This is a genomic window from Fluctibacter halophilus (assembly GCF_020687825.1).
GTDB classification, from domain to species: Bacteria; Pseudomonadota; Gammaproteobacteria; order Enterobacterales; family Alteromonadaceae; genus Fluctibacter; species Fluctibacter halophilus.
On sequence record NZ_JAJEWP010000002.1, the window covers coordinates 443,351 to 469,148 of the forward strand.

Sequence of the window (25,798 nt, forward strand, 5' to 3'; positions counted from 1 at the left end):
GGAAATGTCGATGACTGAACTTCAACAAGACGAAAACAAATTGATTGCCGAGCGCCGCAGCAAACTGGCGCAGATCCGCGAAAACTGTGATGCCAATGGGTTTCCCAATGATTTCCGCCGTGACAGCTATGCCAATGACCTGCAGGTGGCTTTCGGTGAGCACGACAAAGAGGCGTTGGAATCGCTGGATAAACAGGTCTGCATTGCCGGGCGCATTCTGGCTAAGCGCGGACCATTTCTGTTGTTGCAGGACATGACCGGACGCATCCAGGCTTACGCCGACAAAGACACCCAGAAAGACATCAAAGCCCGTTACGGCAGTCTTGATATCGGTGACATCATCGGCGTCAGTGGTGCACTGCACAAATCCGGCAAAGGCGATTTGTACGTCAACATGGCGTCTTATCAATTGCTGACAAAGTCGTTGCGTCCATTACCGGAAAAATTCCACGGTCTGGCCGATCAGGAAACCAAGTACCGCCAGCGTTATGTTGATTTGATCACCAATCCGCAGACCCGTGAAACGTTCCGGGTGCGCAGCGAGATTGTGAATGGTATTCGTCGCTACCTGACCGACCGCCAGTTTATGGAAGTCGAAACGCCAATGCTGCAGGTGATCCCCGGTGGCGCCAGCGCCAAACCTTTTGTGACCCATCACAATGCGATGGACATTAGCATGTTCCTGCGTATTGCACCTGAGCTTTACCTGAAGCGTCTGGTGGTTGGCGGTTTCGAACGGGTGTTCGAAATTAACCGTAACTTCCGTAACGAAGGGCTGTCCACACGTCACAATCCGGAATTCACCATGCTGGAGTTCTATCAGGCTTACGCGGATTATAATGACCTGATGGATTTGACCGAAGATATGCTGCGTTACCTGGCTCAGGAAGTGATGGGCAATGAAGTCATTGTGAACACTGAAAAAGATGCAGAAGGCAATGTGACCCGCGAAATCCGTTACGATTTCGGCCAGCCATTCCAGCGTCTGACCATGAATGAAGCGATCCTCAAGTACTGGCCTGAAGCCGATGCCGCGGCGATTAACGATCCGGAAAACCACCTCGATAGCCTGAAAGCCATGGCCAAGAAACTGCACATCAAAGAGCCGGAAGTTGATGGTATCTGGGGGCCAGGTAAATACTTGTGTGAAATTTTTGAAGCCACCGCCGAGGAGCAGTTGGAGCAGCCGACCTTCATTACCGCCTATCCTTGGGAAGTTTCCCCGCTGGCACGCCGCAATAATGAAAACCCGTTTGTGACTGACCGGTTTGAGTTCTTTGTTGGCGGTCGTGAATTGGCCAACGGTTTCTCAGAGTTGAATGACTCGGAAGATCAGGCCGAGCGTTTCCGTAAGCAGGTGGAAGAAAAAGAAGCCGGCGATGATGAAGCGATGCATTTTGACGACGACTATATCCGCGCGTTGGAGTACGGTTTACCGCCTACCGCCGGTGAAGGGATTGGTATCGATCGTCTGGTCATGCTGTTTACCGACAGTCCGACCATCAAAGACGTTATCCTGTTCCCGCACATGAAGCCTGAAGTGCAAGGCGAGTGATCGTGACAGGATGAAAAAAACCGGCCATGAGGCCGGTTTTTTTATGCCTCGTTGTCACCGAGCGGCGGCGTGATCGCCATCACTTCCTCGAACAAGTGCTGGTGGGCGGGGGTGTCCAACCCGTGTGCACGGGCCCGTTGCAGCAGAAAGCCGGTGATGTATTCCATTTCTGTCGGCCGATGGGCATCCACATCGCGGTTCATTGATGAGTAGTTGTCAGCTGTTTGGCGACACACGGTGAGTGCGCGAGCCAGCAGTTGTCGGGGATCGGCAATCATCCCTTCGGCTTCCATCACTGCCGCAGTCTCTTCACACAGACGGGTCATCTGGCTGTGGAACGCAGGTTTGAGCAGTTCGCCGTTGCGGCAACGGTGCAACGCGGTTAACGGATTAATCACGGCATTGACAGCGAGCTTCTGCCACTGGGCATGACGAATGTCTTCAAACCACTGGCATGGTGGCAACAGTCGATTCAGCAGTGCGCTGTGGGCGTCTTTGAGCGAACGAGATGCGGGCGTGCGCAACCAACCGGCCTGGGTACTGCCATGCCCGGTGATCGTCACTTCACCTGGGTGGGGGCGGTATGCGCCGTAGCTGGTGGTCGCCATGATCAGCGGTTGGCTCACTGTCTCCAGCGCCTTATCCGCCGTGCCCATGCCGTTGTGCAACAGAACGACGGTGGTCTGGGCTGCCAGGTGGTCCGCCATCTGCTTCAGTGCCGGTAGGATTTGGAACGCTTTCAGCGGCACGATGACCATGTCAGCATCGATGTCCATGTCCAGCGTTTGTGTCATCGGTGACAAGGTCACCGGCGCTTGTTCTTTATCGCTGATCGCGATACTACCTGCCTGTCCGGTGCGGGTTAATCGCAATACCGGGATGTCAAGCCGATGGGCACGATACAGGACAAGACCTCCAATACTGCCGTTGCCGACGATTGCCAGTTTCATGGGCTGTCGTTCTCCTGAAGTAATTGGCGCTGCAGGTGTGAGGGCAGCGCGGGCCATGACAGATTGTTTTCGCAGCACAACGCGTCGATGGCTGTCTGCACGGATGGGTGTTGGAACCATTCACCGTGCTCCGGGATGCGCTGGAAACACTGCGGTTGTCCCTGATAATCGAACTGCAAGGCATACGCATGCAGGTAGGTGCGATCTGCCGCCTCTCCACTGTAGCGAGCATCACCAAGGATCGGCGCGGAATTGCTTTTCATCGCGACGCGCAATTGATGGGTCTTGCCTGACCAGGGGCGCAGAAGGTAGACCCGCATCCCTTGGCTTGTTCCCTTGGATAAGAACTGGGTCACTGCGGGGTTTTGCAGCGAGTTCGACAAGGTCCAATTGCCCTGACGACGCTTGATCATATCACCGGCAATCAGGCCCTGTTTCTTTTTGCCTTTGCCGGGACTGAGGGCAAGGTAGTACTTGCGGGTTTTGCGTTTGGCAAAGGCTTCGCCGATGTCGGCAGCCGCTGCTGCTGAACGGGCCAGTACCATAATGCCGGAAGTCACTTTGTCCAGCCGATGCACCAGATGCAGCCCCTGCCAACCATATTGCTGGTGAAGGTGTTGTAGCAGGCCGGGGCAATCGGTTTGGTTCTGAACCGGCACGCCAGGGGGCTTATTGATGATGACAAAGTCCCTGTGCTCGAAAACCCGCTCTATCACGGTCGTCATACTGAACTACAGCAGTGCTATCGCCGTGGCGTAATCAAGGTCGTCGACAGCGGCAGCGACCTTGCTCTGGGTTTCAGTGTCCAGGTCGGTTGCCGCCAGACGTTGTTGCAGCTCCTGCGCGGGAATGAACTCATTGCGTTGCAATGCCGTTTTCAGATCCTGACGCACAGTGTTTGCGTCAGCGCCAGGCTGCTCGTTGGATGGTTGCGTCGGGGATGGCGATGGGGTTGTCATCGTTGCGTCGAGCTGTGCCTGAATGGCGCTTAGCGTCGCTGCCAGCACGGAAAAAAAGGCTTGTTGGTTACCATCGTCAACACCGTCTTTCAGGGCGGTTTCAAAATCCTTTGAGGCCACATGCAGCGCATCCAGACCAAGGTTACCAGCAACCCCTTTCACGGTGTGTACACGTTGTTTTGCCCGAGTCCAGTCTTTATCGCCCATCAGCTCGTTGAGTTCTGCCGCCAAACCACTGTATTCATCATAAAATGCCGATAACAGTTTATTCAGCAGGCCTTGGTTGCCGCTCAATTGTGATAAGCCGAACGTCAGGTTCACCAGTGCTGGATTCTGACTCATAGTACATCCTGTTAAAATGCTCGTGTGTTGATAATAGCACTCGAGCTGAGCCGGGGAAACGGCGAATGCCCTTTGCTGCATGACGAATGGATAGTTGCGGGGTGGTGTGACCTGAGCGGGCGAGGTAGACTGTCGTTCTTATCCACCAGAAAATCGCGTCCATGTTGTTAATGCGTCACATATTCGTGGGGCTCTGTGCCCTCGCTGTACAGTCCTGCACCTGGTCCACTGCACCGTCATTACCGTTGCCGGAAGGGGTCAGCTTGCTGGAAACGGTGGTCAGCGACGATGAAGGTTTGTCCATTCCTTATCAAAAGTTCCGTTTGGACAACGGGTTGACGGTAATTTTGCACCCCGATGATTCGGATCCGCTGGTGCACGTTGATGTCACTTATCATGTTGGCTCAGCCCGTGAAGCGCTGGGTAAATCCGGTTTCGCGCACTTTTTCGAACACATGATGTTTCAGGGTTCCAAGCACGTAGCGGATGAGCAACATTTTCAGATCGTGACCCAATCTGGTGGTGACATGAACGGATCCACTAACCGTGATCGCACCAACTACTACCAGACCGTGCCTGCCAATCAACTGGAAAAAGTACTCTGGCTGGAATCTGATCGCATGGGTTTTTTGCTCGATGCGGTGACCCAGGAAAAGTTTGAAATCCAGCGCGATACGGTGAAAAACGAACGAGCGCAACGGGTGGATAATCAACCTTATGGGTTGCGCAGTGAACGCAACGCTGAGGCGCTTTATCCTGCTGATCATCCCTATTCGTGGCCGACCATTGGTTATGTCAGTGATCTCGACGCAGTGGATGTGAATGATTTGAAAGCGTTTTTTCAGCGCTGGTATGGGCCAAATAATGCGGTGGTGACCATTGGCGGCGATTTCGATACTACCGAGGCACTGACCTGGATTAAACAATATTTCGGTGATATCCCGGCTGGTCCTGAGGTATCGCAACCACAACCTCAGCCGGTAACATTGTCCGCTGACCGCTACGTGACGTTGGAAGATAATGTCCATTTGCCACTGATCCAGATGACCTTTCCGACCGTGTACGCCCGTCATGAGGATGAAGCGGCGCTGGATGTGCTGGCCAACATTCTGGGCGGTGGCAAGACGTCATTGTTTTATCAGCATCTGGTTAAACCTCAGCACGCCGTACAAGCCGTGGTTTCCCATCCTTGTGAGGAGCTGGCGTGCGAATTTCAGCTATTTGCTTTGGCTAACCCGGCTACCGGCCCCGCACTGGCGGACCTGCAATCCCGTATCGAGCAAATCTTTGCGGTATTTGAACAACGGGGCGTAGAGCCGGATGATTTGGCGCGCACCAAAATGGCGATCCGTACTGACAGCATCTTTGGTTTGCAAAGTGTGGCGGGCAAAGTCAGTGAGCTGGCCCACAATGAAGTGTTTTTCGGCCAACCTGATCTGGTGCAGGATGATTTGGACCGCTATGCCAGCGTCACTGCAGACGATGTCATGGGGGTGTATCGGCGCTATATCAAAGGCAAGGCCAAAGTGGTTTTGAGTATTGTTCCACAGGGCCAATCGCAGTGGGCCGCCGCACCGGCCAACTATGTCCCTGTGCGCGCATTGCCAGACAAATCTGAGGCACCGCCGGCGTTGGTCGCCACACCCACGCCGGTGACCTTTGACCGAACGGTCATCCCGCCCGCTGGCAAGCCCCCGGTGGTGACAGTGCCTGACTATTGGCAACACACCCTTGAAAACGGCATCAAGGTCATCGGTCACTACAGCCAGGAAACACCTACCGTCGATTTGGTCCTCAGCCTTGAAGGCGGGCCATTGCTCGATCCCATCGACAAAGCCGGTTTGGCGTCGATGACGGCGTTGATGATGAATGAAGCCATTGAAGGGATGAGCAATGAGGCGCTGGCCAACGAGCTTGAATTGTTGGGCAGTCATATTTCGTTTTCTGCCCAGGGCCGTTACACCCAGATCACCCTCAGCAGTTTGCGCGAAAATGTATTGCCAACACTGGCACTACTGGAGCGTAAACTGTTCCAGCCGGCGTTTCTGGCAGAGGACTTTGAACGTCTGAAACAACGTATGCTGCAAGCAGTGCAGCAGCAACAAAAGAATGCCGGCGTGCTGGCCAGCCTGGGCCGTGATCGTTTGTTGTTCGGTGACGAAAACCGCCTGAGTTTGCCTGACAGTGGTACGTTCCAGTCATTACAGGGAATCACACTGGACGACGTTAAGCGCTTTTACCAAACCTACTACACTCCAGCCAAAGCCACGGTTGTGGTGGTTGGACAAATGCGCCAGTCGGCGGTGATTCAGAGTCTGGACTTCCTGTCAGCCTGGCAGGGCGAAGACTATGTCATCCCACCGTATGGTGTGTTTCCAAGCCCGGACACCCATGCCCTGTATCTGATTGACAAGCCGGATGCCCGGCAAGTCACGCTCAGGGTGTTCCGTAGCGGGCCAGCGTTTGACGCAACCGGTCCATACTTCCAGTCACAATTGATGAATTTCCCTTTGGGGGGACATTTTAATTCTCGCCTCAATCAGGTGCTGCGGGAAGAAAAAGGCTACACCTATGGTGCGTCGAGCGGTTTTGTCGGCGGCAAAACACTGGGGCGTTTTGAGGCCAGTGCTGAGGTGCGGGAGGATGTTGCTGCACAAGCTTTGCAAACCTTGATGGATGAGCTACGTGGTTATGCGAGCGAAGGGCCAACAAAGGCCGAAGTTGATACCTTGCAAAGTGCGTTTACTCAGGCCCGGGCGTTGAGTTATGAAACGCCGTACAGCAAGCTCACCTTCTTGCGTCGGATCCAGAGTTATCAGTTGGCTGAAGATTTCTATCAGCAGCAACAGCGACTGATCAATACCGTCACACCACAGCAGCTAAAAGCACTGGCTGGGGAAATGTTATCGGCGGATGATATGATGATTGTTGTGGTGGGCAATCGGGCTGCCATCGAGGAACAACTGCAAACCGTGGGCAGGCCTGTGAAGCCTCTGGTGTTGTCACAGGGGCAATGAAAGATTGTCCAGTGTTGGACTGTCTGATAGAAGCGGCCGCGATCTTGCTGCGGCCAAACAGGGCTGGCGAGCGAAATGCCAGTGGATATGCTTGAAATTGTGGGGGATTTGCCCCACTTCTGTTGCTTAACCTTTTGCGTCAGGAATGATTTTGAACAAACAACCGTCTTCTTTCGCTGCGCGTCTTGACGTGCTGCAACAAACCGGTGTCATGGCAACCTTGGGACAAATCCGCCATGGGGTTGAGCGTGAAGCGTTACGCATTAATCCAAATGGTAGCCTGGCGCAGACACCACATCCACAGGCGTTGGGCGCAGCGTTGACCCACGAGTTGATTACGACGGATTTTTCTGAGGCTCTGCTGGAGTTTATTACCCCCCCGGAAGTGGATCCGAATACTACCCTGGAACAATTGCGCGATATTCATGCCTTTGTGCATCGCTCGCTGGGGGAAGAACGACTATGGCCAATGAGCATGCCTTGCTTCATCAAGCACGAGGATGATATTGCGCTGGCGCAGTTTGGTTCGTCCAATATCGGCAAGATGAAAACCCTGTATCGCAAGGGGTTGAAACACCGTTATGGCAGTATGATGCAGGCCATTGCCGGTGTGCACTTTAATTTTTCATTGCCCGCAACCTTCTGGCAAGCCTGGTTGCCAGAGGCTGAAGGCACGCAAGCTGATCAGGCGGCAGTATCGGCAGCCTATTTCGCGATGATCCGTAACTATCGTCGCTGGTGCTGGATTGTGCCCCTGTTGTTCGGTGCATCGCCCGCGCTGTGCCGCTCGTTTTTGCAAGGCAAAGGCGCCAACTTGCCGTTTGAAACCATCGGTAAGGGAACCTGCTACCTGCCGTACGCAACATCTTTACGAATGAGTGACCTGGGTTATACCAATTCCGCCCAATCCGGTCTGGCGATCTGTTACAACGACATTGATAACTACATTGCCTCGCTGCGCAAAGCCATCAATACGCCGTCAGCAGAATATGCCAAATTCCGACCTGGCCCAGACGGTGAATTCAAGCAACTGAACGACAATGTGTTGCAGATTGAAAATGAACTGTATTCGCCGATACGGCCCAAGCAGCCAACCCATAGTCTGGAAAAACCCACCGATGCTCTGGCGGACAGAGGAGTGAGTTATATTGAAGTCAGGGCATTGGACGTGGACCCGTTCAGTGACGTTGGCATCAGTCTTGAGCAATTCTATTTTCTGGATGTGTTTTTGCTGTATTGCCTGGTTAAACCCAGTGCAACCATGGCGCCGGAAGGCTTTCAGGAAACTGACCGCAACCTCAAAAAGGTGGTGGTTGAAGGGCGTAAACCGGGCCTGGAACTGAGTCGTGACGGTCAACCGGTGGCATTGACAGACTGGGCGAAGGAATTGTTTGATGACATGCGAGCGATTGCAGCGGTGATGGACAACGCCAGTGGCACAGACAATTATTCCCGGGCGTTGGACAAGCAATGGGCCAAAATCTGTGATTTTTCACTGACTCCGTCGGCACGGATCCTGGCGCAGTTGAAAGCGCATAACACCGATAATGGTGCGCTAGGGGTGGCGCTGGCAGAGCAATACAAGCAGGGTTTTGCCCAGCGCTCGTATTCTCACTACAGCGAAGCGGAACTGGTTGAAATGGCTCAGGTTTCGTTGCGACAACAGGCACAGATTGAACAGGCTGATCAGTTGTCGTTCGAGGCGTTTCTGGCGGATTATTTTGCCAAGGACAAGGACGCGGTTCCATCGGCAGGATAAAAAAATGCCTGACACGAAGGTCAGGCATCAAGCTACTACCAGGGAAAACACACAATAACTAGAACACACTTTGTAAGAGTATGGGTGCGCGTGAAAGTTCAAACGAATTTACATTTTTTTAAAAAAAGTGTCTTGGGGGTGCTTTGTGTCGCCCTGTTAAGCGCCTGCACAACCACGCCACCAAGCAATAAAACCAACCTGTGTGAGATTTTTCGCGAAAAATCCGACTGGTATGATGCCGCGGCAGACATGCGCGATAAGTGGGGCGTTCCTATTCACGTACCCATGGCCATGATGTATCAGGAGAGTTCGTTTCGTTCCGATGCCTTGCCGCCCCGCGATTATGTGTTTTTCGGCTTGATCCCCTGGGGACGGGTAAGTTCTGCCTACGGTTACTCGCAGGCCAAAACACCGACCTGGGAGGATTATGTGCGAGAAACGGGCAACAGTTGGGCCGACCGGGATGACTTTGACGATGCCATCGATTTTATGGGCTGGTTTATCGCCAAGTCCTACACCATTAACGGCGTTTCAAAGTGGGATGCTTATGCCCAGTACCTCAACTATCACGAAGGGTGGGGTGGCTATCGGCGTAAAACCTACGCCAGTAAAGGGTGGTTGGTGAAAGTGGCCAAGCGGGTTAACGAGCGCGCCTATGTGTATGCCAAACAGCTGAAAAGCTGCGAAGAAGAGTTGAACGAAGGTTGGTTCTGGGGCCTGTTTGGGTAGTCGAACACCGCACCAGAACCGCTTACGGTCAGATTGCCTGGGCTGAGTTGCTGCGTCGCAGCAACATGACCTGCGCGGTGAATCCCACCACGTATAACCCCAGAAACGCCAGATAAAAACCCCTTAGCAATGGATCATCGATACGGGTCACGACGGGATCGTGTGTGGGCAGGCGCATCAACCCGTCTGTGATCGCCGGGATCATATGAAACAGCAGCGTCGCGCTGTAACACATTGCCTGTAGATACGGACTGAGTTTACCCAGAGGTGACTTGTGTTCCGCCACCCAACCCACCACCAGTGCCAACAGGGTCAGTACTGCCAGGCCGTGTGCCACGCCAAAACCGCCGTGACGATAGATTGCCAACGCTGACAAGGCGGCAAGCAGGGTACTTAGCAGGTATATTTTTCCAGCCATATGATGGCTGTCGATCAGTCCTCGTTTGGCCAGTGTGATAACGCCGGCGATGATCGCACCGCCGCCGACCAGGGTGTGAAACCACCCGAACAATGATATTTCTGGCATCTCCATGCTCCGTCGTGTTGTTTGCGCTGTTCAGGCTACGGATATTGCCCGTCCTGTCGACTGATTTTTACCAATAGTCATTTATTGACCCTGTCTATGAACCGACAAAGTTTGCGCTGGCGCAATGTTTTTTTACCGGCGGTCAGGTAATGTAGTGAAAACGGTGTACTGAATACACACGGAGGGATATGCGCATGAAAGTCTGGTTGGCAGGCATAGTAGTGATTGTGGGGATCGGAATTTGGTGGTTTGGTCAATCACCGCCGCCACAAGTTCAAGGGATCAAGGTTACCCGGGGCACGGTGCTGTCACAGGTCACCAATACCCGATCTGGATCGGTCGAGGCTTGTCGTCGGGCGAAATTGTCAGTGCCTATTGGTGGCCAGATCAGTGATATCCGCGTAACGGAAGGCGACAGCGTTGCAGCCGGTGATATTCTGTTGACGTTGTTTCAGGGCGATATTCTGGCCCAGATACAACAGGCTGAAGCCCACCGCATTGCCGCCGGGCATCAATCCGAGCGTCAGTGTGTGTTATCCGAAGCGGATGGCCGTGAAGCCAAACGCATCGCCCGTTTGATTGATGATGGCCTGGCCAGCAAAGAGCAGCTTGACCTGGTGCAGTCCAAAGCGAAAGCCAGCGCAATGGCCTGTAAAGCCAGTACTGCTGACATTGCCCAAGCGGATGCTCAGATCAATGTGTTGAAGGCGCAATTGAGCAAAACCACACTGACCGCACCGTTTGACGGCACGGTGGCCGAAATTAACGGCGAAGTCGGTGAGTTTGCCACCCCTTCACCACCGGGTATTCCCACCTTGCCCATGGTCGATTTGATTGATGATCACTGTTTTTATGTGACGGCGCCCATAGATGAAGTGGATGCCGGGCAATTACAACTGGGGCAGGCGGTAACCATCCACCTGGATGCCTACCGTGACAGGCCATTGAAGGGCACCGTACGCCGCATCGCCCCCTATGTGTTTGCGATGGAGAAGCAGGCCCGCACCGTGGATGTGGAAGCGACAATCGGCGATCAATCACTGCCGCTGCTGGTGGGCTACAGTGCGGATGTGGAAATCCTGATTGAACAGCATGACGATGTATTGGTGCTGCCGACCCAGGCGATTTTCTCCGATGACCAGGTGTTTGTGGTCAAAGACGGGGTGTTGCAACAGCGCACCCTGACGCTCGGACTGAGCAACTGGCAAGTGTCCGAGGTTCTGTCTGGCCTGGTTGAGGGGGAAATTGTCGTCAATGGCTCTGCACATGGTGACTTGGCCGAGGGCATGGAGGTCAGCGTCAACATCCAGCAGGCGCAACAATGATAACCCTTAAGCAACTGAACAAGTGGTATCCGTCCGGCGAAGAACCGCTGCATGTACTCAAGGACATTAACCTGACCATTGCACAAGGTGACTATCTCAGCATCATGGGGCCTTCCGGGTCAGGCAAATCAACATTGCTGAACATGTTGGGATTACTGGATGTCATCGATGAAGGGGAGTACTGGCTGGAAGATCAGCCCACCCACCAGATGACAGAAGAGCAGCGCGCCCGGCTGCGCAGCCAGCACCTGGGATTCATCTTCCAGAACTTTCAGTTGATCAACCGTCTCAGCGCGGCAGAAAACGTTGCCTTGCCGTTGGTCCTGGCCGAAGTGCCTAAAGACCAACGGGACGCCATGGTCAAGGATGTATTGAGTAAAGTGGGTTTGCTGGAGCGTGCCCACCATCGACCCGGTCAGTTGTCCGGCGGGCAGTTGCAACGGGTTGCCATTGCCCGGGCCATTGTCACCCAACCGAAAGTGATCCTGGCTGATGAGCCCACCGGCAACCTGGATCAGACCTCAGGCCACGACATCATTCATTTGCTGGAATCACTCAACCAACAGGGCTTGACCCTGTTGGTGGTGACCCACGACATGGAAATGGGCAAGCGTGCGTTACGCAAAGTGCGTATGGTCGATGGGGTACTGAGCGAACAATGAAAACCCGTGACATCATCCAGTTCAACAATCAACTGTTTGCCCGGCATCGCTGGCGAACAACCTTGTTGATGTTGTGCGTGGCATTGGGTGTGAGTGCGGTGGTGTTACTGGTGAGCGTGGGCGAGAGCGCCCGCCAGTATGTGGAACGGGAATTTTCCATGTTGGGCAGTAATTTGTTGATCATCCTGCCCGGCAAGAAGCAAACCAGCGGTGGCGGTGTGCCCTTTTATGGCACCACGACCCGAGACCTGACCCTGGCCGACGCTAACAGCATCCGTCAGCTTCCGGGGGTACGCAGTGTTGCGCCAATCATCGCGGGTACCGCCAACGTCAGTGTCGGGCCGCGTTCGAAGAATGTGATGGTGATCGGTTCCACCCGTGACTTTCTCACCGCCCGGCAGCTCTCGATCGCAATGGGACAGTCGTTGCCCATCGATGCCGAACAGGTATCGCGCAATGTCGCGCTGATCGGCAGTGAACTGGAGGAAGAATTGTTTGCACCCAACAACCCGCTGGGCGAAATGCTGACCATTGATGATTATCGATACCGGGTGGTGGGTGTGCTTGCGGTGCGCGGGGAGTCTCTGGGACTGGATATGCGTGATACGGTTATCTTGCCGGTCAAGGCCGCCGAAAGCCTGTTTAATTCGGCGTCACTGTTTCGAATCCTGATTGATCTGAATGGCCTGGTCGATCAGCAGAAGGTGATTGAAGACGTTTATGCACTGATCAAACAGCGTCATCAGGGCGAGGAAGACATAACCATTATCACCCAGCAATCGGTGATGGAAGCGTTCAATAATATCATGGTAACCCTGACCGCCGTGGTGGGGTTGCTTGGTGCCATCAGTTTGGTTGTGGCGGGCATTCTGATCATGAACCTGAGCCTGATATCCGTGCAGCAACGGCGCACTGAAATTGGCCTGCTCAAGGCGCTGGGCGCCAGCCGTCAGTTGATATTGCGTCTGTTTATATCCGAGTCTGTGATGCTGGTGCTGATTGCCTCAGCGTTTGGTCTGGGAGCGGCACAACTGATCCTCAGTCTGGCCAATCAATGGATCCCGGTATTGTCACTGGCAACGCCATTGTGGGCCCATTTGTCGGCTGTCGGTGTGGCGGTATTAACCGCATTGGTATTCAGTTATCTGCCTGCCCGGCAGGCGGCCAATGTTTCACCGGTGGAGGTGCTACGGGGATGAAAACATTCGATGCACTCAATTGGGTCAAAACCTCTGTACTGTCGCAACGCAGTCGTAATTTCCTCACCGTACTGGGGTTTGCCATCGGTGTCAGTGCGGTCACGCTGTTGGCGGCCATGGGCGACAGCCTGAAGCAGTTTGTGCTCAACGAATTCACTCAGTTTGGCAGCAATATTATCGGTATTACACCCGGTAAAACCGACACCATGGGGGTTACCGGTATTCTGCGCACCAATCGGGGTATCAGTCTTGAGGATGCCCAAAGCCTGGCCACGTTGCCCGAAGTTGAGGGTGTCGTCCCGGTGGTTGCGGGTACCGCAGAAATCAAATACCGCAACCTGACCCGGGCGACGGAATTGGTCGGGGTCAGCCACTACGCCGCGCAGGCCTGGAAGATGACGGTTGCACAGGGACAGTTTCTGCCCGCCGATGATTTGATGCACCCCCGTGCATTTGTGGTGTTGGGGAGCAAACTGCACCGGGAATTGTTCGGTACCGCGCCGGCATTGGGGGAGCCACTACGGATTGCCGGCAGCCGTTTTACGGTGGTGGGGGTGTTCGCGCCCAAAGGCCAATTCCTGGGCATGGATCTGGATGAAATGGCGTATATTCCTGCCGCTCGTGGCTTGTCGATGTTTAATCGTGAGTCCCTGATGGAAGTGGATTTGTTGTATTCACCTGGCCTTAACAGTGACTGGGTGGCTGAACAGGCCCGTCAGCATCTGCTGCGCCGCCACGGTGTGGAAGATTTTACCATTGTTACCCAGGACCAGATGCTGGACACGCTGGATGGCATACTGAATGTGGTGCGCTTCGCCGGTATCGCGATTGGCAGTATTTCACTGTTGGTCGGTTCGGTGGGGATCTACAGCATTCTGACCATCAGCCTGTGGCAACGGCGCAATGAAGTGGGCCTGCTGCGGGCGTTGGGCATGCAACAAAACCTGTTAGTCCGGTTGTTTCTTGGCGAAGCGGTGTTCATTGCGGTGCTGGGGGGGGCGGCAGGTCTGGTGATCCTGACCGTGGTTCAGATGGTGTTGTCTTTGGTACTGCCACAATTACCACCATTGCTGACGTTGTCCAGCGCAGGGCTGGGGCTGGGCGTATCAGTGGTCATTGGCATCCTGGCCGGCGCGCGACCGGCCATACAGGCATCCCGTTTACCACCGATTGAAGCCCTGCGCGCAGAGTAGACAACCGGCCGGATTAAAACATGCCGTTGTCATTGGCCTGTTGCTCGGGGATCGCTTGTACCGTGTCCCAGTGTTCAACGATCAAGTCTCCCTCCACCCGAAAAATGTCAATCACTGCGTTGCCGCGGTCTTCAGGTGAGGTTTTCCAGTGGCTGTGCACCACGACCAGATCCTGCTCGGCGATGATCCGCTTGATGGTTACGGTTGCGTCAGGATAACGGCTGAAATAGTGCTGGAAGGCCTGACGCAAAGGCTCTCGCCCAGTCGCGACATACGGGTTGTGTTGAATGTAATCAAGCGCAACAAAGCTGTTCAGTGCGTCGTCTACCTGTTGCATCACAAACATGCGCTGATAGAACTGCTGTACAAGGGTTTTGGCGGGGGTTGCCAGCGTGCTGAAGGCGCTCAGCAGGGTGAACAGTAATAGGCTTGTTTTGACGGTGTTTCGCATAATGATCCCTTTTGGCGTTTTTAGTCTGGACAGTGTTCGTGCGCACTTTCTTTCACCGAGGCAGCAAAATTGCTGCGCGAATGAAGTTACCGTGCCAAACGCTGATCTGGATCAATACACCATCACAGGGGGTTGGTAGTCTGAAGCTGTTCCCAATCCAATTGACGAGGTGACTGACATGTTATCCATTATGATGAAAGATCCTGTTGTATGGGGCTCTCTGCTGGGCCTGGGGGTGGTGATCGGTATTTGCGCTTACTACCTGTACCTGTTCGTGCACAATACTCACGAAGATCTTTAATACGCGAAAAGTCGCCTGGACGGTATAGCCTGACTTCCCGACCTTGTATCCCGTTACAGGGTATTATTCGGCCGCGAACGGTGTTGTTCGCGGCTTTTTTGTATGCTGTGGTGGCTGATTCTACGCAGTGACTGGGGTCTCGGTACTCAGGTCCTGAACGCTTGATGAAGACGCCGTTTCATTGTCGCTATCGACCGCCTCACAGGCCGTTTCCGGCTTACGTATATCCAGCACCAACAAGCCGGTATGCTTGGCTTCAATGCCTTTCAGACGGGCAATGTTGACCTCGGTGAGCACCGTGCCTTCTGACAGCACCAGAATATGCTCGTCATTGTACAGGTTGCTTTTCAGCACCATGCCTGGCTTCAGCTCATCTGTGGTCAAAGCATACTCGTCCAGGTGGCGGGGTTTTTCCGCCAATTGGCTAAACAGGGCTTTGAGGACCTGAGGGTCGTATTTCAGTCGCTCGAACTGACGCATCTCCAGTTTTATCGCCCGATGAGGCATTTTATTGCCGGTCATCTCTCCGGTGGCATACCAGTAGTAGTCACGCACAGCGGCCAGAATACGCGCACCGATGGGGATCGCTTTGCCGCGCAGCTTATCCGGATATCCGCTGCCGGATACCTGCTCAAACTGATGGCGAATAATGGCTTTCACATCGTCCAGATGGCTGGCCGGCGACAGGATCATTTCGGCGTGTTGAATTTGTGCGTAGAAGCCTTGTTGCTGTTGGTAGGTCAGCTTGTTAAACGGCCTTTTCAGCAGCGGCACATCGAGGCCCAGTTTGCCGATCTCGCCCAGCACGGCGGCCAGACGTAACTGTTCTATTTGCCCATCACTCAAACCCAGGCGTTTGGCCACCTGCTGCGCCGTATAGCTGATGTCTTTGGCCCGCTTGCCATCAAGGTAAGGATCGATACTGATAAAGTTGTACAGCATCTGCTCAAAGGCACGTTGATGTTGCTGCAACTGCGTCAGTGATGAATATAACTGGCGGGAGCGTTGCAGCACCTTGTCGCGCAAATCCAGCGCCATCGACTTGAGCTGATGGTTCTGCTTGTGAACCAGGGTTTCAAGTCGCTCGTTTTCACGTTTGAGGCGGGCATTCTGAACACCATTGGCAACGTGCTTGAGTAGCACTGCAGCTTTATTCGGTAAGGGCACAAAACGGTCCAGATCACATTGGTTTACCACCTTGATCAAGGGAGCGGCCTGATCGCCATGCACAAGGCCAATGACAAAACAGTGGGGAAGCAAGGTGTTCAGGGTACATAAGGGCGTCAGCATGGCTGTCGGATCGGTTCCCAGATCGACAATCGCGACATCTGTGTTCAGTTGTTGTGCCAGGCGATCCTGTTCATCAGGCGCACAAACGCTCAGCGTCACGCCAGTACCCGCGAAGCTGGCTGTGATCCAGTTTTGCGTGTCGGCATTAGCAGAGATGCAGACAACGTTTGCTTGGTTGAGCCCGACAGTGTGAGCTTTTGGCATAGCAACTCCTGAACAGCTGGGGTCGTTTATGTCGTTTGTGCAGGCCCTGTGAGGGCCGTTGCATATGCCTTAATTGTCTGAAAAGTAACCAATTGAATCCATTAGTCTTTGGTCTAGAGTGATCAGCGTCTGTCCATCGTGTCCCTGGGCAGGTCAATCAATGCCAGCAAGGCCCCCTGACCGCCCCATTCCAGTGGCGCCTGATGAAAACATAAAATGGCCGGATGCTGCACCAGCCAATGGGGAACTTGCTGCTTCAGTATTTGGCCACCCACACCATGCACAATACACACGCAGTGGTACTGTTGCTGTTGTGCTGCGTGCACCAGCGCGGCGATTTCCAGTTTGGCTTGTTCACGGGTCAGACCGTGTAGGTCCAGGATCAGATCGGGCGGGTATTCACCGCGGCGCAAACGTTTGACTTCAAAGGTATCTGCGCCTTCGCGCACCCATTTGAGCGGACCCTGGCTGTCAAAATGGGCCTGGTATTGGTCGGAAAAGTGAAATTGGGCATGTACCTGGCGAGGATCGGGCCCATGTGCAGCCCGTTTTGCCTGGGTGCGCAAATTGTCCTTGCCGGTCTTCCGGGGGGGCGGTATCTTGTCTTGTTTTAACGGTGCAACATCCTTGAACTGGTCACGAAACCAGTTGCCGTCGTCCGGATCAAGATCGGAAGGTTTTTTCATAGTGCCAAAAGTATGGGAAAATATCGCGCAAGCATAGCAAAATGCCTGTCATCTTGACACCACCGGGCGCCGCAAGGGCCCATCGCTCACCTGAAACCGGTTTACAGATTACATGAGTACACAAGATCCTATCGCCAGCCCTGACGTGAAGGCACTTTCCACCGTATTGGATATGGTACGCTGGTGCGTCAGCCAGTTTAATCGCGCCGATCTCTATTTCGGCCATGGTACAGACAACCCCTGGGATGAGGCGCTGGCACTGGTATTCAATGCCGTGCATTTATCCCACGATGTCTACCTCAAGGCCGGGGATATCCTGTTACAGTCTAACCTGACGGCAGAAGAAAAAGTCGCGGTTTTAGCCTTGTTGCAACAGCGTATCACCACCCGCAAGCCATTGGCGTATCTGACCCATGAAGCCTGGTTCTGTGGCCTGCCGTTTTACGTTGACGAGCGGGTACTGGTGCCACGTTCCCCCTTTGCCGAACTGATCAGTAATGGGTTCGCACCCTTTGTAGAAACTTCACCGAGCAGTATTCTGGACATGTGTACCGGCAGCGGGTGTATTGCGATTGCACTGGCGTATCAATACCCGGATGCGACGGTGGACGCAGTGGATATCAGCAGCGAGGCGCTGCAAGTGGCGGAAATCAACATAGCTGAACACGATTTGGTGCATCGGGTGTATCCGCTCCAGTCAGACTTATTCTCCCAACTGGCAGGCCAGCAATATGATTTGATTGTGTCGAACCCACCCTATGTAGATGCCGAAGACATGGCCGATCTGCCGGATGAATTTCACCATGAACCGGAACTGGGCCTGGCTGCCGGTGAGGATGGTCTGGATCTGATCGAAGGATTGCTCAGGGGGGCGTTGACCCACCTTACCGACAATGGCTGGTTGTTTGTGGAAGTCGGCAACAGCATGGTGGCAATGGACGACAAGTTTGCCGGCCTGGGGTTGACCTGGTTGGACTTTGAACACGGTGGCCATGGTGTCTTTGCAGTTAGCAAGGGCCAGTTGGCAGACTACTTTAACGGATAAACAAGGAGCTCGAACACACGATGGCTGGCAATACCTTTGGTAAGTTGTTTACGGTCACGACCTTTGGTGAAAGCCATGGTATCGCGATTGGTGGAGTGGTTGACGGTTGCCCGCCGGGGATGGCCCTGTGTGAAGCAGACCTGCAAGTGGACCTTGATCGACGCAAGCCCGGTACGTCACGTTACACCACGGCACGGCGTGAGGATGATGTGGTGGAAATTCTCAGCGGCGTGTTTGAAGGGCAAACCACCGGTACCAGCATCGGCCTGTTAATCCGCAACAAAGATCAGCGCAGTCAGGATTACTCCAAAATTAAAGACCGCTTCCGCCCCGGTCACGCGGACTACACCTATCAGCAAAAGTACGGGTTGCGTGACTACCGTGGCGGCGGACGTTCATCGGCGCGGGAAACCGCGATACGTGTGGCGGCCGGTGGCATTGCCAAAAAATACCTCAAAACCCGCCATGGCATTGAGATCCACGGCTACCTGTCTCAACTTGGGCCTATCGCGCTGGCCTGTGAAGATTTGTCGGTGGTCAATGACAATCCGTTTTTCTGCGCAGAGCCGGGCAAACTGGATGCGCTGGATGCCTATATGCGCGATCTGAAGAAATCCGGTGATTCCATCGGCGCCAAAGTGTCGGTGGTGGTAAAAAACGTCCCGGTTGGTCTGGGTGAACCCATTTTTGACCGACTCGACGCCGATCTGGCCCACGCCATGATGGGCATCAATGCGGTCAAAGGCGTGGAGATTGGTGACGGATTTGCGGTGGTGGAGCAAAAAGGCAGTCAACATCGTGATGAGCTGACGCCGCAAGGCTTTGCCAGTAATCATGCCGGTGGTGTGCTCGGTGGGATTTCTTCAGGGCAGGATATTCTGATCCATATGGCGCTGAAACCGACCTCCAGTATTACGGTGCCGGGAAATACCATTGATACAGCGGGTCAGCCTACCGAAGTGATCACCAAAGGTCGGCATGACCCCTGTGTCGGCATTCGCGCAGTGCCTATTGCCGAAGCCATGGCTGCACTGGTTTTGATGGATCATTTGCTGCGACATCGTGGACAGAATGCTGATGTGAAGAGCACGACACCGGTCATTGCCCCCTAGTGGCGGTGACTACCGCCCCACGCCGGTGGATCAGTACCACCTACTTGTTCTACTACGGTATCCTTGGGGTATTGGTGCCATATCTGGGCATCTTTCTGGATGGACGGGGTTTTTCGTCACAACAAATCGGTGAAATCTTTGCGCTGATCACCCTGGCGCGGATCCTTGGCCCTAACCTCTGGGCGGGGCTGGCTGACAGTTCCGGCAAGGGCCTGTCGATTTTGCGTCTGGGCTGCGCGCTGAGTCTAATCAGTTTTCTCGGTCTCTATCTGGTGGACGGCTACTGGCCAATTACCCTGTGTCTGGGACTGATGATGATGTTCTGGACCGCCATTTTACCCCAGTTGGAAGTGTATACCCTTAATCAGGTCGACAGTGATCCGGAGCGCTACAATCGCATCCGACTGTGGGGCAGTGTCGGTTTCATTGTACTGACCATTACCACCGGTTGGGTGTATGACTGGCTGGGCAGCGAAGCGCCGGTACATGTGTCCGTGTGGGTATTAAGTGGGTTACTGGTCGCTGCACTGTGTTTACCCGCCCAACCGCCATCAGTGAGCGCTGCTGCTGGTGCCGAAGGCGGCTGGCGCCGCGCCCTGGCCATTCCGTTTGTGGTGTTCATCGCGGCGACCGCCTTGTTGCAGATGAGCTTCGGTCCGTTTTATGGCTTCTTTTCGTTGTACCTTCGTGATCTGGGCTATGATGGTGAAACCACCGGGTATTTGCTGGCGCTGGGTGTGGTTGCCGAAATCGTGGTGTTTGTGTTTGCCGGGCGATTAATCGCCAAAGGTGGCATTAAAGCCTGTATGGCCATCAGTGTGTTGTTGACTGCACTGCGCTGGAGTATGCTGGCATGGTACGCTGACATTGCTGTGGTGTTGATTATCAGTCAATTGCTGCATGCGTTCAGCTTTGGATTGACCCACGCGGCCTCGGTGGCTTTTATTCGCCACTACTTTCCGCGCCATTTTCAATCCCGCGGACAAGCCTTGTATGTGAGTCTGGGGTTTGGTGCTGGCGGCGCGTTGGGCAATTATCTGGCCGGGGTTTTCTGGCAGCAGGGGAGTGGTGCTACACTGGCGTTTACGCTGGCGGCACTGGCAGCGGGTCTGTCAGCGGTATTGATTGTGTGCTTACCGCGACGGCACTGGGAAAACGAATGAATCAAGACATCCATCATCAGCGTTCCGCGCGGGGCAAATTTGAACTCCGCTTCGAAGCACCGCTATTGATTTCCTGTGTACGTGGACAGTGGAACGGACAGACGGCCAAACGCTATGCCGATCAGTTGGTGCAGATCATCGACAAGCAGGCACAAGGTCCCTGGGCCAATTTAGTCTTGATGGATGATTGGGGGTTGGGAACGCCGGATATTGAACCGGAAATCCGCGCACTGGTAGACTGGTGTTTTCACCAGGGGGGAACCCGGGTGGCGCTCGTGTACCGTCAGCACCCCGTCAAACATTTTCAGTTGGATCGTATGATGCGCAAGCAGCGAGGAGACTTTTTACGTGAGTCATTTGAGCACTGGCAAGACGCACTTGTATGGCTCGACCAGCAAGGGTTTGCCTGCCCGCCCTCGTTGCAGCAGTGGTTGGTGGAGCAACAGAGTAATGATTAAATCATTTGCCACCTTTGCGCTGTTGTGCGCCGTTACGCTGGCGGTTAAGGCCGATCCAATCGCAGTGCCGGGATTGGAGCGCTTCAACAGCGGCAATACGCTGGCTGTCCGTTCCGACTGGGATATTCGCGATGTGCGGTTGGGTGAGCCGGTAGTAGAGGGGGTTAAAGCCCTGCTTGAACAAGGCGGATCATTGCATTACATCACCGGTGGCAGTCGCAGCCGCAGGGTTAAAGTGTCTTTCTCCAGTGCATATCAACAGACCCGCCTGGAACAGACGGTGATCCTGAACTTTGACCCGCAACATGGTTTCATTCATAACATCGAGGTGCACTACACGCTGGCATCCGCCTATCAGGATATTGCACCGTTGTGGCAGCAAGTATTGCAACGGGCGCGGGACAAATACGGTGCTCCCTGGTCAATGCCGGCGCTGGACAACATTGCCCCTGCCGGTCGCAACGGTGTTCGATTGCAGGATTTGATCGCAAAGTTGCCGGCAGATTTGCCTTATCGTGATGCCGTTGGCGAGCATTTCAACGATCTCATTGTGACACCCCGAAGTCGCTTTCAAGCGTCAGACAACGGGGAGGCGGAATTGATCAGTGGTTTCAAACGGTGTCGCTATTGGTCGGATGAAAAATGGCAATCGTTGTTGTCATTGTGTGGCTTTGCGCCTGACAGTGGTAACCGCAGTGGGCAGGGGCTGACCCTGATGCTGGAAGACTTCGCGGTGGCGCAAGCGATCCAGGCATACCGGCCTCCGTCCAGTGATGATCCCCTTAATTTGTAAACGACGCGCGCCGTGACAGCGACAGGGTTGCACTGCTCTGATCGATGCTGAACACGAATTCCCGCAGTACATCCATGCCCAACAGGCCATCGCTGTTGCCAATCCGTTCCACCGGCAGCACCACAACCGCCAGATCAGACAGGGTCTCATCGCCCAGCGACAAGGCCAGGAAGCGGTATACCGGCGCGGTGATTTGACCACCCGCGGTATTGAGCCGGTATTCACCCACGTAGCGTACATCTGCATCGTCCTGCCAGCGCGCAAACGTCTCGCGGCTAATGGCGGTGGTGGATGCGCCGGTATCGAGCATCAACGTCACCTGTGACTGATTGAGCATCGCGTTGACCAGATAATGATCGCCCTGGCGGCGTAGCGGGATCGCGGTGGATGCGGTAGCCGTTGGCGCGGGGGTACTGCTGGCGGCCAGAATATGACGTATGCGCAAGCTGTCCGGATCATCCGGCGGCAAAGAGGCCAGTACAAAGTCGACCAGTGTGGGCATGGCCTGACGGGCGTAGGCTTCGCCAAGGGCCAGCATATAATCGCGATTATCGGGGGCAAATTGCCATAAGGGCTCGACAAAATCGGCCAGAATGGCCCAGGCTTTGATGCTTTTTAAGTTGCCAATACTGGGCTCGGTCAAGGCGGCGATACGGCGGTGAATTTCAGCCTGGTGCTGGGTGCTCAATGAACGCTCCAGCAATTGGTAATAAAACGCGATGGCATCAATCACCGGTTGGGTTTGTTCGGTCAGTCGCCCTTCCAACAGCAACCCTTCAATGTCGTCTGGGAAACGCTGCAGGTGCAATTGCAGGGCATCACGGGCCTCGGCGTAGCGTCTGGCAGTCAACAAATCGGTGATCCGTTGCAGTGGGTCGGATGCCACAACCGTCGCTGGGGAGGCCGGTTGAGATGCTGGTACGGCAACCTGCGGTGTCGGTGCGTTGTCGTTGGTGGCCGTTTGCGACTCGATGTGGCGGTCCTGTTGCCACTGTTGGTAGAGCCACAGGTTCATGGCTACCGAAAACAGTAGCAACAGGGCCAGCCATATCGCGATCCTGTTCACTCTTGCACCTTGGCCGCCCCATAGACACTGGCGTAGCGCTGCGGCATGCGCTTGGGCTTGCCACTGGACAGCGCGATGCAGACAAAATCGGTTTGTGCCCGCAACAGGGTTTTGCCGTCACTGAGGCGGCGGAATTGAAAATGACGTGTCAGCGAAAGACGCCCATCACAGGTCACTACCCAGGTAGCGCATGCCAGAGTGTCGCCGAGCAATGCAGCACCGAGGTAGTCAATCTCATGACGGCGTATGGCCATGCCCCGGTCCAGCGCGCGGTATTCGTCGATGCTCAGTCCCAGGTTGTTGGAATGGGCCCAGGCGACCGTCTCAAGCATTTTCACATAGGCAACATTATTGACGTGATTGTAGTGGTCAATCTCATCGGCGGCGATGTCCCAGTGATGGACGTAGGGAGCAGGATAATCCCAGTCTTCATCGCGCAGTGACATGACTAGAGCCCCTCCGGCAGTGGATTGGCCTGATCACTGAACAGGGCTTCCATGATGGCTTTTTCCCGGCTAATGATCGGGTGCAGAAAGGCATTCACATCGCCAAGTTTCTTGAACGCTTTGAAACCTTTTTCAAGGAACTCATGCAAGGTCAGAACGCCCGCCAGCTTGGCCGGTTTGCGCGACAACATCAACAGGGTGCCGATACCTTTGATATGCACGACGTTGGCCAGCTCCTGCCCCAGGGTTTCAATGTATTCAATCTGTTGGACGCGCAGTGAACGGTTGTCACAGGCGCGATAGGCATCGGCATAGCTATTGCGATCAATGGTACGCCCAACCAGCTGTTGATACATGGCAATGTCCAGTTCCAGCGACAAGGCATTGAGGTGCAATGCCGCGGCGAGGGATTCAAGTGCCTGATCAGGTAGCAGTGCCGACATCTTCGGGATCACACGGGCGATGTCGGCATCCCGTTGACTAAAGTCCTGTGGGCCATACAGCTCGTCGACAAAGAACGTCATTGCCGGGCGAAAGGCTTTGTGGCTATACAAATCCTGATGGCTGGCCAGCAACCGCTGGCATTGCCATTCCTGCAACGCGTGTAATTGTGTTAGCTCCTGATTGTCACACACCTGCTGATACAGCTGCTGCGCGCGACTGAGGTGTTGAATGATCCGTTCAACCGGCTCTGACATCATGCCTTTCCTGTCTGTTGTGGCAATAACGACGCGGGAGTTTCCCGCTGCTTGACTGTTATTATGCGTATCATTGGCCACAAACCAAGGGTTTTCTGAGTATACGGTTTGCCTTGGCCGTGACCGCACTGGTAAAATTCGCGCCCATTCCCATCAAGTCGTCACAGGAGCTTTGGTCGTGCTGAGCCGTAACATCGACGCGCAAGCGATCATCGATGTGTTTGATGCAATGTTCTTTGCCCGCTACAACACCCGCTTGGTAAGAGGTGAGGGTGAACCGATATACCTGCCCGCAGACGAGCACTGTGAGTATCATCGCATCGAATTTGCCCATGGCTATGTGGCCAGCGCGCTGCACGAAGTGGCTCACTGGTGCATTGCCGGTGCACAGCGACGGCTGCAGGAGGACTATGGCTATTGGTATTGCCCTGATGGACGTGACCTACAACAGCAGGCTCAGTTTGAGTCTGTAGAAGTCAAACCTCAGGCCCTGGAATGGGCCTTTTCGGTTGCCATCGGTAAAGCCTTTTCGGTCAGTACTGACAATCTGAACGGCGCTCCCGTGGATCGGCGTGGCTTTACCCTGAACGTTTATCAGCAAGTGCTTGAGTACCTGGAACGGGGATTTCCGCCGCGGGCGCAGACGTTCATTGATGGATTGCGCAATCTGGCGCAAACACCGCCACTCTCAGTGGCCGATTTTACCCATCCGTTTATGCAAAGGACCTTCGATGCGGCGATTTAAACTGGGATTGGTGGTTAATCCTTACTCCGGCATTGGCGGCGCCATGGCGCTCAAGGGCAGTGACGGGCCTGACATTCGAGCCCAGGCACTGGCCATGGGCGCCCAACAGCTGGCCAATCCCAAGACCGCGCAGGCCCTTGCGCAGCTCGACGCCCTTGCGGATCGTGTAGAGGTTTTCACTGCCGCCGCTGACATGGGTGAGCAGGTAGCCCGACAAGCCGGATTGCCCTGTCAGGTTGTGTATCAGCCTGTTCAGCACCAGACCGAAGGCGAGGATACCGAAGCCGCACTGCGTGCCATTCTCGAACATCAACCGGACATGATCCTGTTTGCCGGCGGTGATGGTACCGCGCGGTTGGTGTTTGATGTGGTGGGTGAGCAGGCGACCGTGCTGGGTGTACCGACCGGCTGCAAAATTCACTCCGGGGTTTTTGCCGTCTCGCCGGCCGCAGCAGGACGGGTGTTGTCCCAGGTGGTTGGCGGACAGCTGGTCAGCGTGCAGCGCGCCGAAGTCAGGGATATCGATGAGACGTTGTTCCGGGAAGGTAAAGTCCAAGCGCGCTACTACGGTGAACTGTGGGTGCCGCTGGAGCTTCGCTATATGCAATCGGTCAAAAGCGGCGGCAAAGAATCTGATGAATTGGTACTGGATGACATCGCGGATTACGTGGCCGCGGATATCGAAGAGGACGATGACTGCCTTTTTGTGATCGGTTCAGGTTCTACCACCGCCCACATCATGCAACGGTTGGGGTGTGACAACACGCTGTTGGGGGTGGATATTGTGCAGCACGGTCAGCTACTGGACAGTGATGTGACCGAGCAGGCACTGTTTTCACTGGTCAGTCAGCAGCGCAGTAAACTGGTGATCACCCTGATCGGTGGTCAGGGGCATATTCTGGGGCGAGGCAACCAGCAACTCAGCCCCCGGGTGGTGGACGCGATTGGTCGTGACAATATTGTGCTGGTGGCAACCAAAACCAAGCTCAATGCCCTGAATGGAAGACCATTGCTGGTGGACTCCGGTGACCCTGAGTTTGATCAGCGTATGAGTGGTCCGATACGCATTGTGTGTGGTTATCAGGATCATGTTTTGTATCCCGTCGCAGGGTTGGAGGACTAGC

Annotated in this window: 26 protein-coding genes; 16 read left to right on the forward strand and 10 right to left on the reverse strand. The window is 54.7% G+C overall.

What is annotated here, in order from left to right; translation table 11 throughout:
* The first annotated feature begins 10 nt into the window (after nt 1-10).
* Complete coding sequence (gene lysS / locus LJ739_RS10765; protein ID WP_229160340.1) at nt 11-1,555, forward strand: lysine--tRNA ligase; 1,545 nt, start codon at nt 11-13, stop codon at nt 1,553-1,555.
* A 41-nt stretch (nt 1,556-1,596) separates the two neighbouring features.
* On the opposite strand, the gene LJ739_RS10770 is transcribed toward lysS, so the two are convergent.
* The 3 genes from LJ739_RS10770 to LJ739_RS10780 are packed head-to-tail and all read right to left on the reverse strand — an operon-like array spanning nt 1,597 to nt 3,806.
* Nucleotides 1,597-2,505, reverse strand: coding sequence for a ketopantoate reductase family protein (locus LJ739_RS10770; protein ID WP_229160341.1), 909 nt, complete (start codon nt 2,503-2,505; stop codon nt 1,597-1,599).
* On the reverse strand, nt 2,502-3,230 hold the full coding sequence (locus tag LJ739_RS10775; RefSeq protein WP_229160342.1) for a TIGR01621 family pseudouridine synthase: 729 nt from the start codon (nt 3,228-3,230) through the stop codon (nt 2,502-2,504). The genes LJ739_RS10770 and LJ739_RS10775 overlap by 4 nt, the downstream gene beginning before the upstream one ends.
* A gap of 6 nt (nt 3,231-3,236) precedes the next feature.
* A complete protein-coding gene (locus tag LJ739_RS10780) occupies nt 3,237-3,806 on the reverse strand; it encodes an Hpt domain-containing protein (RefSeq protein ID WP_229160343.1) in 570 nt (189 codons plus the stop codon).
* Between the two features lie 170 nt (nt 3,807-3,976).
* Here LJ739_RS10780 and LJ739_RS10785 point away from each other — a divergent pair, with 170 nt between their 5' ends.
* The 3 genes from LJ739_RS10785 to LJ739_RS10795 all read left to right on the forward strand — a co-directional run bounded on the left by LJ739_RS10785 (nt 3,977) and on the right by LJ739_RS10795 (nt 9,311).
* The gene (locus LJ739_RS10785; protein WP_229160344.1) at nt 3,977-6,823 is read left to right on the forward strand and encodes a M16 family metallopeptidase; all 2,847 of its coding nucleotides are present in this window, start codon (nt 3,977-3,979) and stop codon (nt 6,821-6,823) included.
* 151 nt (nt 6,824-6,974) lie between these two features.
* Entirely contained in the window at nt 6,975-8,582 is a 1,608-nt protein-coding gene (gshA, locus tag LJ739_RS10790) for a glutamate--cysteine ligase (RefSeq protein WP_267494298.1), read from the forward strand.
* A 138-nt stretch (nt 8,583-8,720) separates the two neighbouring features.
* The gene (locus LJ739_RS10795; RefSeq protein ID WP_229160345.1) at nt 8,721-9,311 is read left to right on the forward strand and encodes a transglycosylase SLT domain-containing protein; all 591 of its coding nucleotides are present in this window, start codon (nt 8,721-8,723) and stop codon (nt 9,309-9,311) included.
* A 28-nt stretch (nt 9,312-9,339) separates the two neighbouring features.
* On the opposite strand, the gene LJ739_RS10800 is transcribed toward LJ739_RS10795, so the two are convergent.
* A complete protein-coding gene (locus LJ739_RS10800) occupies nt 9,340-9,837 on the reverse strand; it encodes a hypothetical protein (RefSeq protein WP_229160347.1) in 498 nt (165 codons plus the stop codon).
* Between the two features lie 194 nt (nt 9,838-10,031).
* Between LJ739_RS10800 and LJ739_RS10805 the strand changes: the two genes are divergently transcribed.
* From LJ739_RS10805 to LJ739_RS10820, 4 genes are read left to right on the forward strand one after another with little or no spacing between them, the layout of a single operon-like run.
* Complete coding sequence (locus LJ739_RS10805; RefSeq protein WP_229160348.1) at nt 10,032-11,162, forward strand: efflux RND transporter periplasmic adaptor subunit; 1,131 nt, start codon at nt 10,032-10,034, stop codon at nt 11,160-11,162.
* The gene (locus tag LJ739_RS10810; protein ID WP_229160350.1) at nt 11,159-11,824 is read left to right on the forward strand and encodes an ABC transporter ATP-binding protein; all 666 of its coding nucleotides are present in this window, start codon (nt 11,159-11,161) and stop codon (nt 11,822-11,824) included. Before LJ739_RS10805 ends, LJ739_RS10810 begins: the two co-directional genes overlap by 4 nt.
* Complete coding sequence (locus LJ739_RS10815; RefSeq protein WP_229160352.1) at nt 11,821-13,023, forward strand: ABC transporter permease; 1,203 nt, start codon at nt 11,821-11,823, stop codon at nt 13,021-13,023. The genes LJ739_RS10810 and LJ739_RS10815 overlap by 4 nt, the downstream gene beginning before the upstream one ends.
* Complete coding sequence (locus LJ739_RS10820; protein WP_229160354.1) at nt 13,020-14,216, forward strand: ABC transporter permease; 1,197 nt, start codon at nt 13,020-13,022, stop codon at nt 14,214-14,216. The genes LJ739_RS10815 and LJ739_RS10820 overlap by 4 nt, the downstream gene beginning before the upstream one ends.
* 13 nt (nt 14,217-14,229) lie before the next feature.
* On the opposite strand, the gene LJ739_RS10825 is transcribed toward LJ739_RS10820, so the two are convergent.
* Nucleotides 14,230-14,667, reverse strand: coding sequence for a nuclear transport factor 2 family protein (locus LJ739_RS10825; RefSeq protein WP_229160356.1), 438 nt, complete (start codon nt 14,665-14,667; stop codon nt 14,230-14,232).
* A gap of 178 nt (nt 14,668-14,845) precedes the next feature.
* Between LJ739_RS10825 and LJ739_RS19065 the strand changes: the two genes are divergently transcribed.
* Nucleotides 14,846-14,968 (forward strand): hypothetical protein, encoded by a 123-nt coding sequence (locus tag LJ739_RS19065; RefSeq protein WP_267494300.1) that lies wholly within the window; start codon nt 14,846-14,848, stop codon nt 14,966-14,968.
* A 120-nt stretch (nt 14,969-15,088) separates the two neighbouring features.
* Here LJ739_RS19065 and LJ739_RS10830 read toward each other — a convergent pair whose 3' ends face one another.
* Nucleotides 15,089-16,462, reverse strand: a complete 1,374-nt coding sequence (locus LJ739_RS10830) for an HD domain-containing phosphohydrolase (protein WP_229160357.1) — start codon at nt 16,460-16,462, stop codon at nt 15,089-15,091.
* Between the two features lie 122 nt (nt 16,463-16,584).
* Entirely contained in the window at nt 16,585-17,148 is a 564-nt protein-coding gene (gene smrB / locus LJ739_RS10835) for an endonuclease SmrB (protein ID WP_229160359.1), read from the reverse strand.
* A gap of 112 nt (nt 17,149-17,260) precedes the next feature.
* Here smrB and prmB point away from each other — a divergent pair, with 112 nt between their 5' ends.
* Genes prmB through LJ739_RS10860 form a run of 5 tightly spaced genes read left to right on the forward strand, consistent with a single transcriptional unit; the run spans nt 17,261 to nt 21,719 of the window.
* Nucleotides 17,261-18,193: a 50S ribosomal protein L3 N(5)-glutamine methyltransferase gene (gene prmB, locus LJ739_RS10840; RefSeq protein ID WP_229160361.1), complete on the forward strand. Its 933-nt coding sequence runs from the start codon at nt 17,261-17,263 to the stop codon at nt 18,191-18,193.
* A gap of 20 nt (nt 18,194-18,213) precedes the next feature.
* The gene (gene aroC / locus LJ739_RS10845; RefSeq protein ID WP_229160363.1) at nt 18,214-19,305 is read left to right on the forward strand and encodes a chorismate synthase; all 1,092 of its coding nucleotides are present in this window, start codon (nt 18,214-18,216) and stop codon (nt 19,303-19,305) included.
* Nucleotides 19,305-20,468, forward strand: a complete 1,164-nt coding sequence (locus LJ739_RS10850) for an MFS transporter (RefSeq protein ID WP_229160367.1) — start codon at nt 19,305-19,307, stop codon at nt 20,466-20,468. The genes aroC and LJ739_RS10850 overlap by 1 nt, the downstream gene beginning before the upstream one ends.
* Entirely contained in the window at nt 20,465-20,926 is a 462-nt protein-coding gene (locus tag LJ739_RS10855; RefSeq protein ID WP_229160369.1) for a hypothetical protein, read from the forward strand. The genes LJ739_RS10850 and LJ739_RS10855 overlap by 4 nt, the downstream gene beginning before the upstream one ends.
* The gene (locus tag LJ739_RS10860) at nt 20,919-21,719 is read left to right on the forward strand and encodes a hypothetical protein (protein ID WP_229160371.1); all 801 of its coding nucleotides are present in this window, start codon (nt 20,919-20,921) and stop codon (nt 21,717-21,719) included. Before LJ739_RS10855 ends, LJ739_RS10860 begins: the two co-directional genes overlap by 8 nt.
* Here the strand turns inward: LJ739_RS10860 and LJ739_RS19135 are convergent.
* From LJ739_RS19135 to LJ739_RS10875, 3 genes are read right to left on the reverse strand one after another with little or no spacing between them, the layout of a single operon-like run.
* A complete protein-coding gene (locus LJ739_RS19135) occupies nt 21,709-22,785 on the reverse strand; it encodes an aspartyl protease family protein (protein ID WP_229160373.1) in 1,077 nt (358 codons plus the stop codon). The genes LJ739_RS10860 and LJ739_RS19135 overlap by 11 nt on opposite strands.
* On the reverse strand, nt 22,782-23,231 hold the full coding sequence (locus LJ739_RS10870) for an acyl-CoA thioesterase (RefSeq protein ID WP_229160375.1): 450 nt from the start codon (nt 23,229-23,231) through the stop codon (nt 22,782-22,784). The genes LJ739_RS19135 and LJ739_RS10870 overlap by 4 nt, the downstream gene beginning before the upstream one ends.
* A 2-nt stretch (nt 23,232-23,233) precedes the next feature.
* Nucleotides 23,234-23,932, reverse strand: coding sequence for an FFLEELY motif protein (locus LJ739_RS10875; RefSeq protein ID WP_229160377.1), 699 nt, complete (start codon nt 23,930-23,932; stop codon nt 23,234-23,236).
* A 226-nt stretch (nt 23,933-24,158) separates the two neighbouring features.
* On the opposite strand from LJ739_RS10875, the gene LJ739_RS10880 reads away from it, so the two are divergent.
* Both LJ739_RS10880 and LJ739_RS10885 read left to right on the forward strand, forming a co-directional pair.
* Nucleotides 24,159-24,674: an elongation factor P hydroxylase gene (locus tag LJ739_RS10880; RefSeq protein ID WP_229160688.1), complete on the forward strand. Its 516-nt coding sequence runs from the start codon at nt 24,159-24,161 to the stop codon at nt 24,672-24,674.
* Nucleotides 24,661-25,797, forward strand: a complete 1,137-nt coding sequence (locus LJ739_RS10885) for an ATP-NAD kinase family protein (RefSeq protein WP_229160379.1) — start codon at nt 24,661-24,663, stop codon at nt 25,795-25,797. Before LJ739_RS10880 ends, LJ739_RS10885 begins: the two co-directional genes overlap by 14 nt.
* The last annotated feature ends 1 nt before the right edge of the window (nt 25,798 follow it).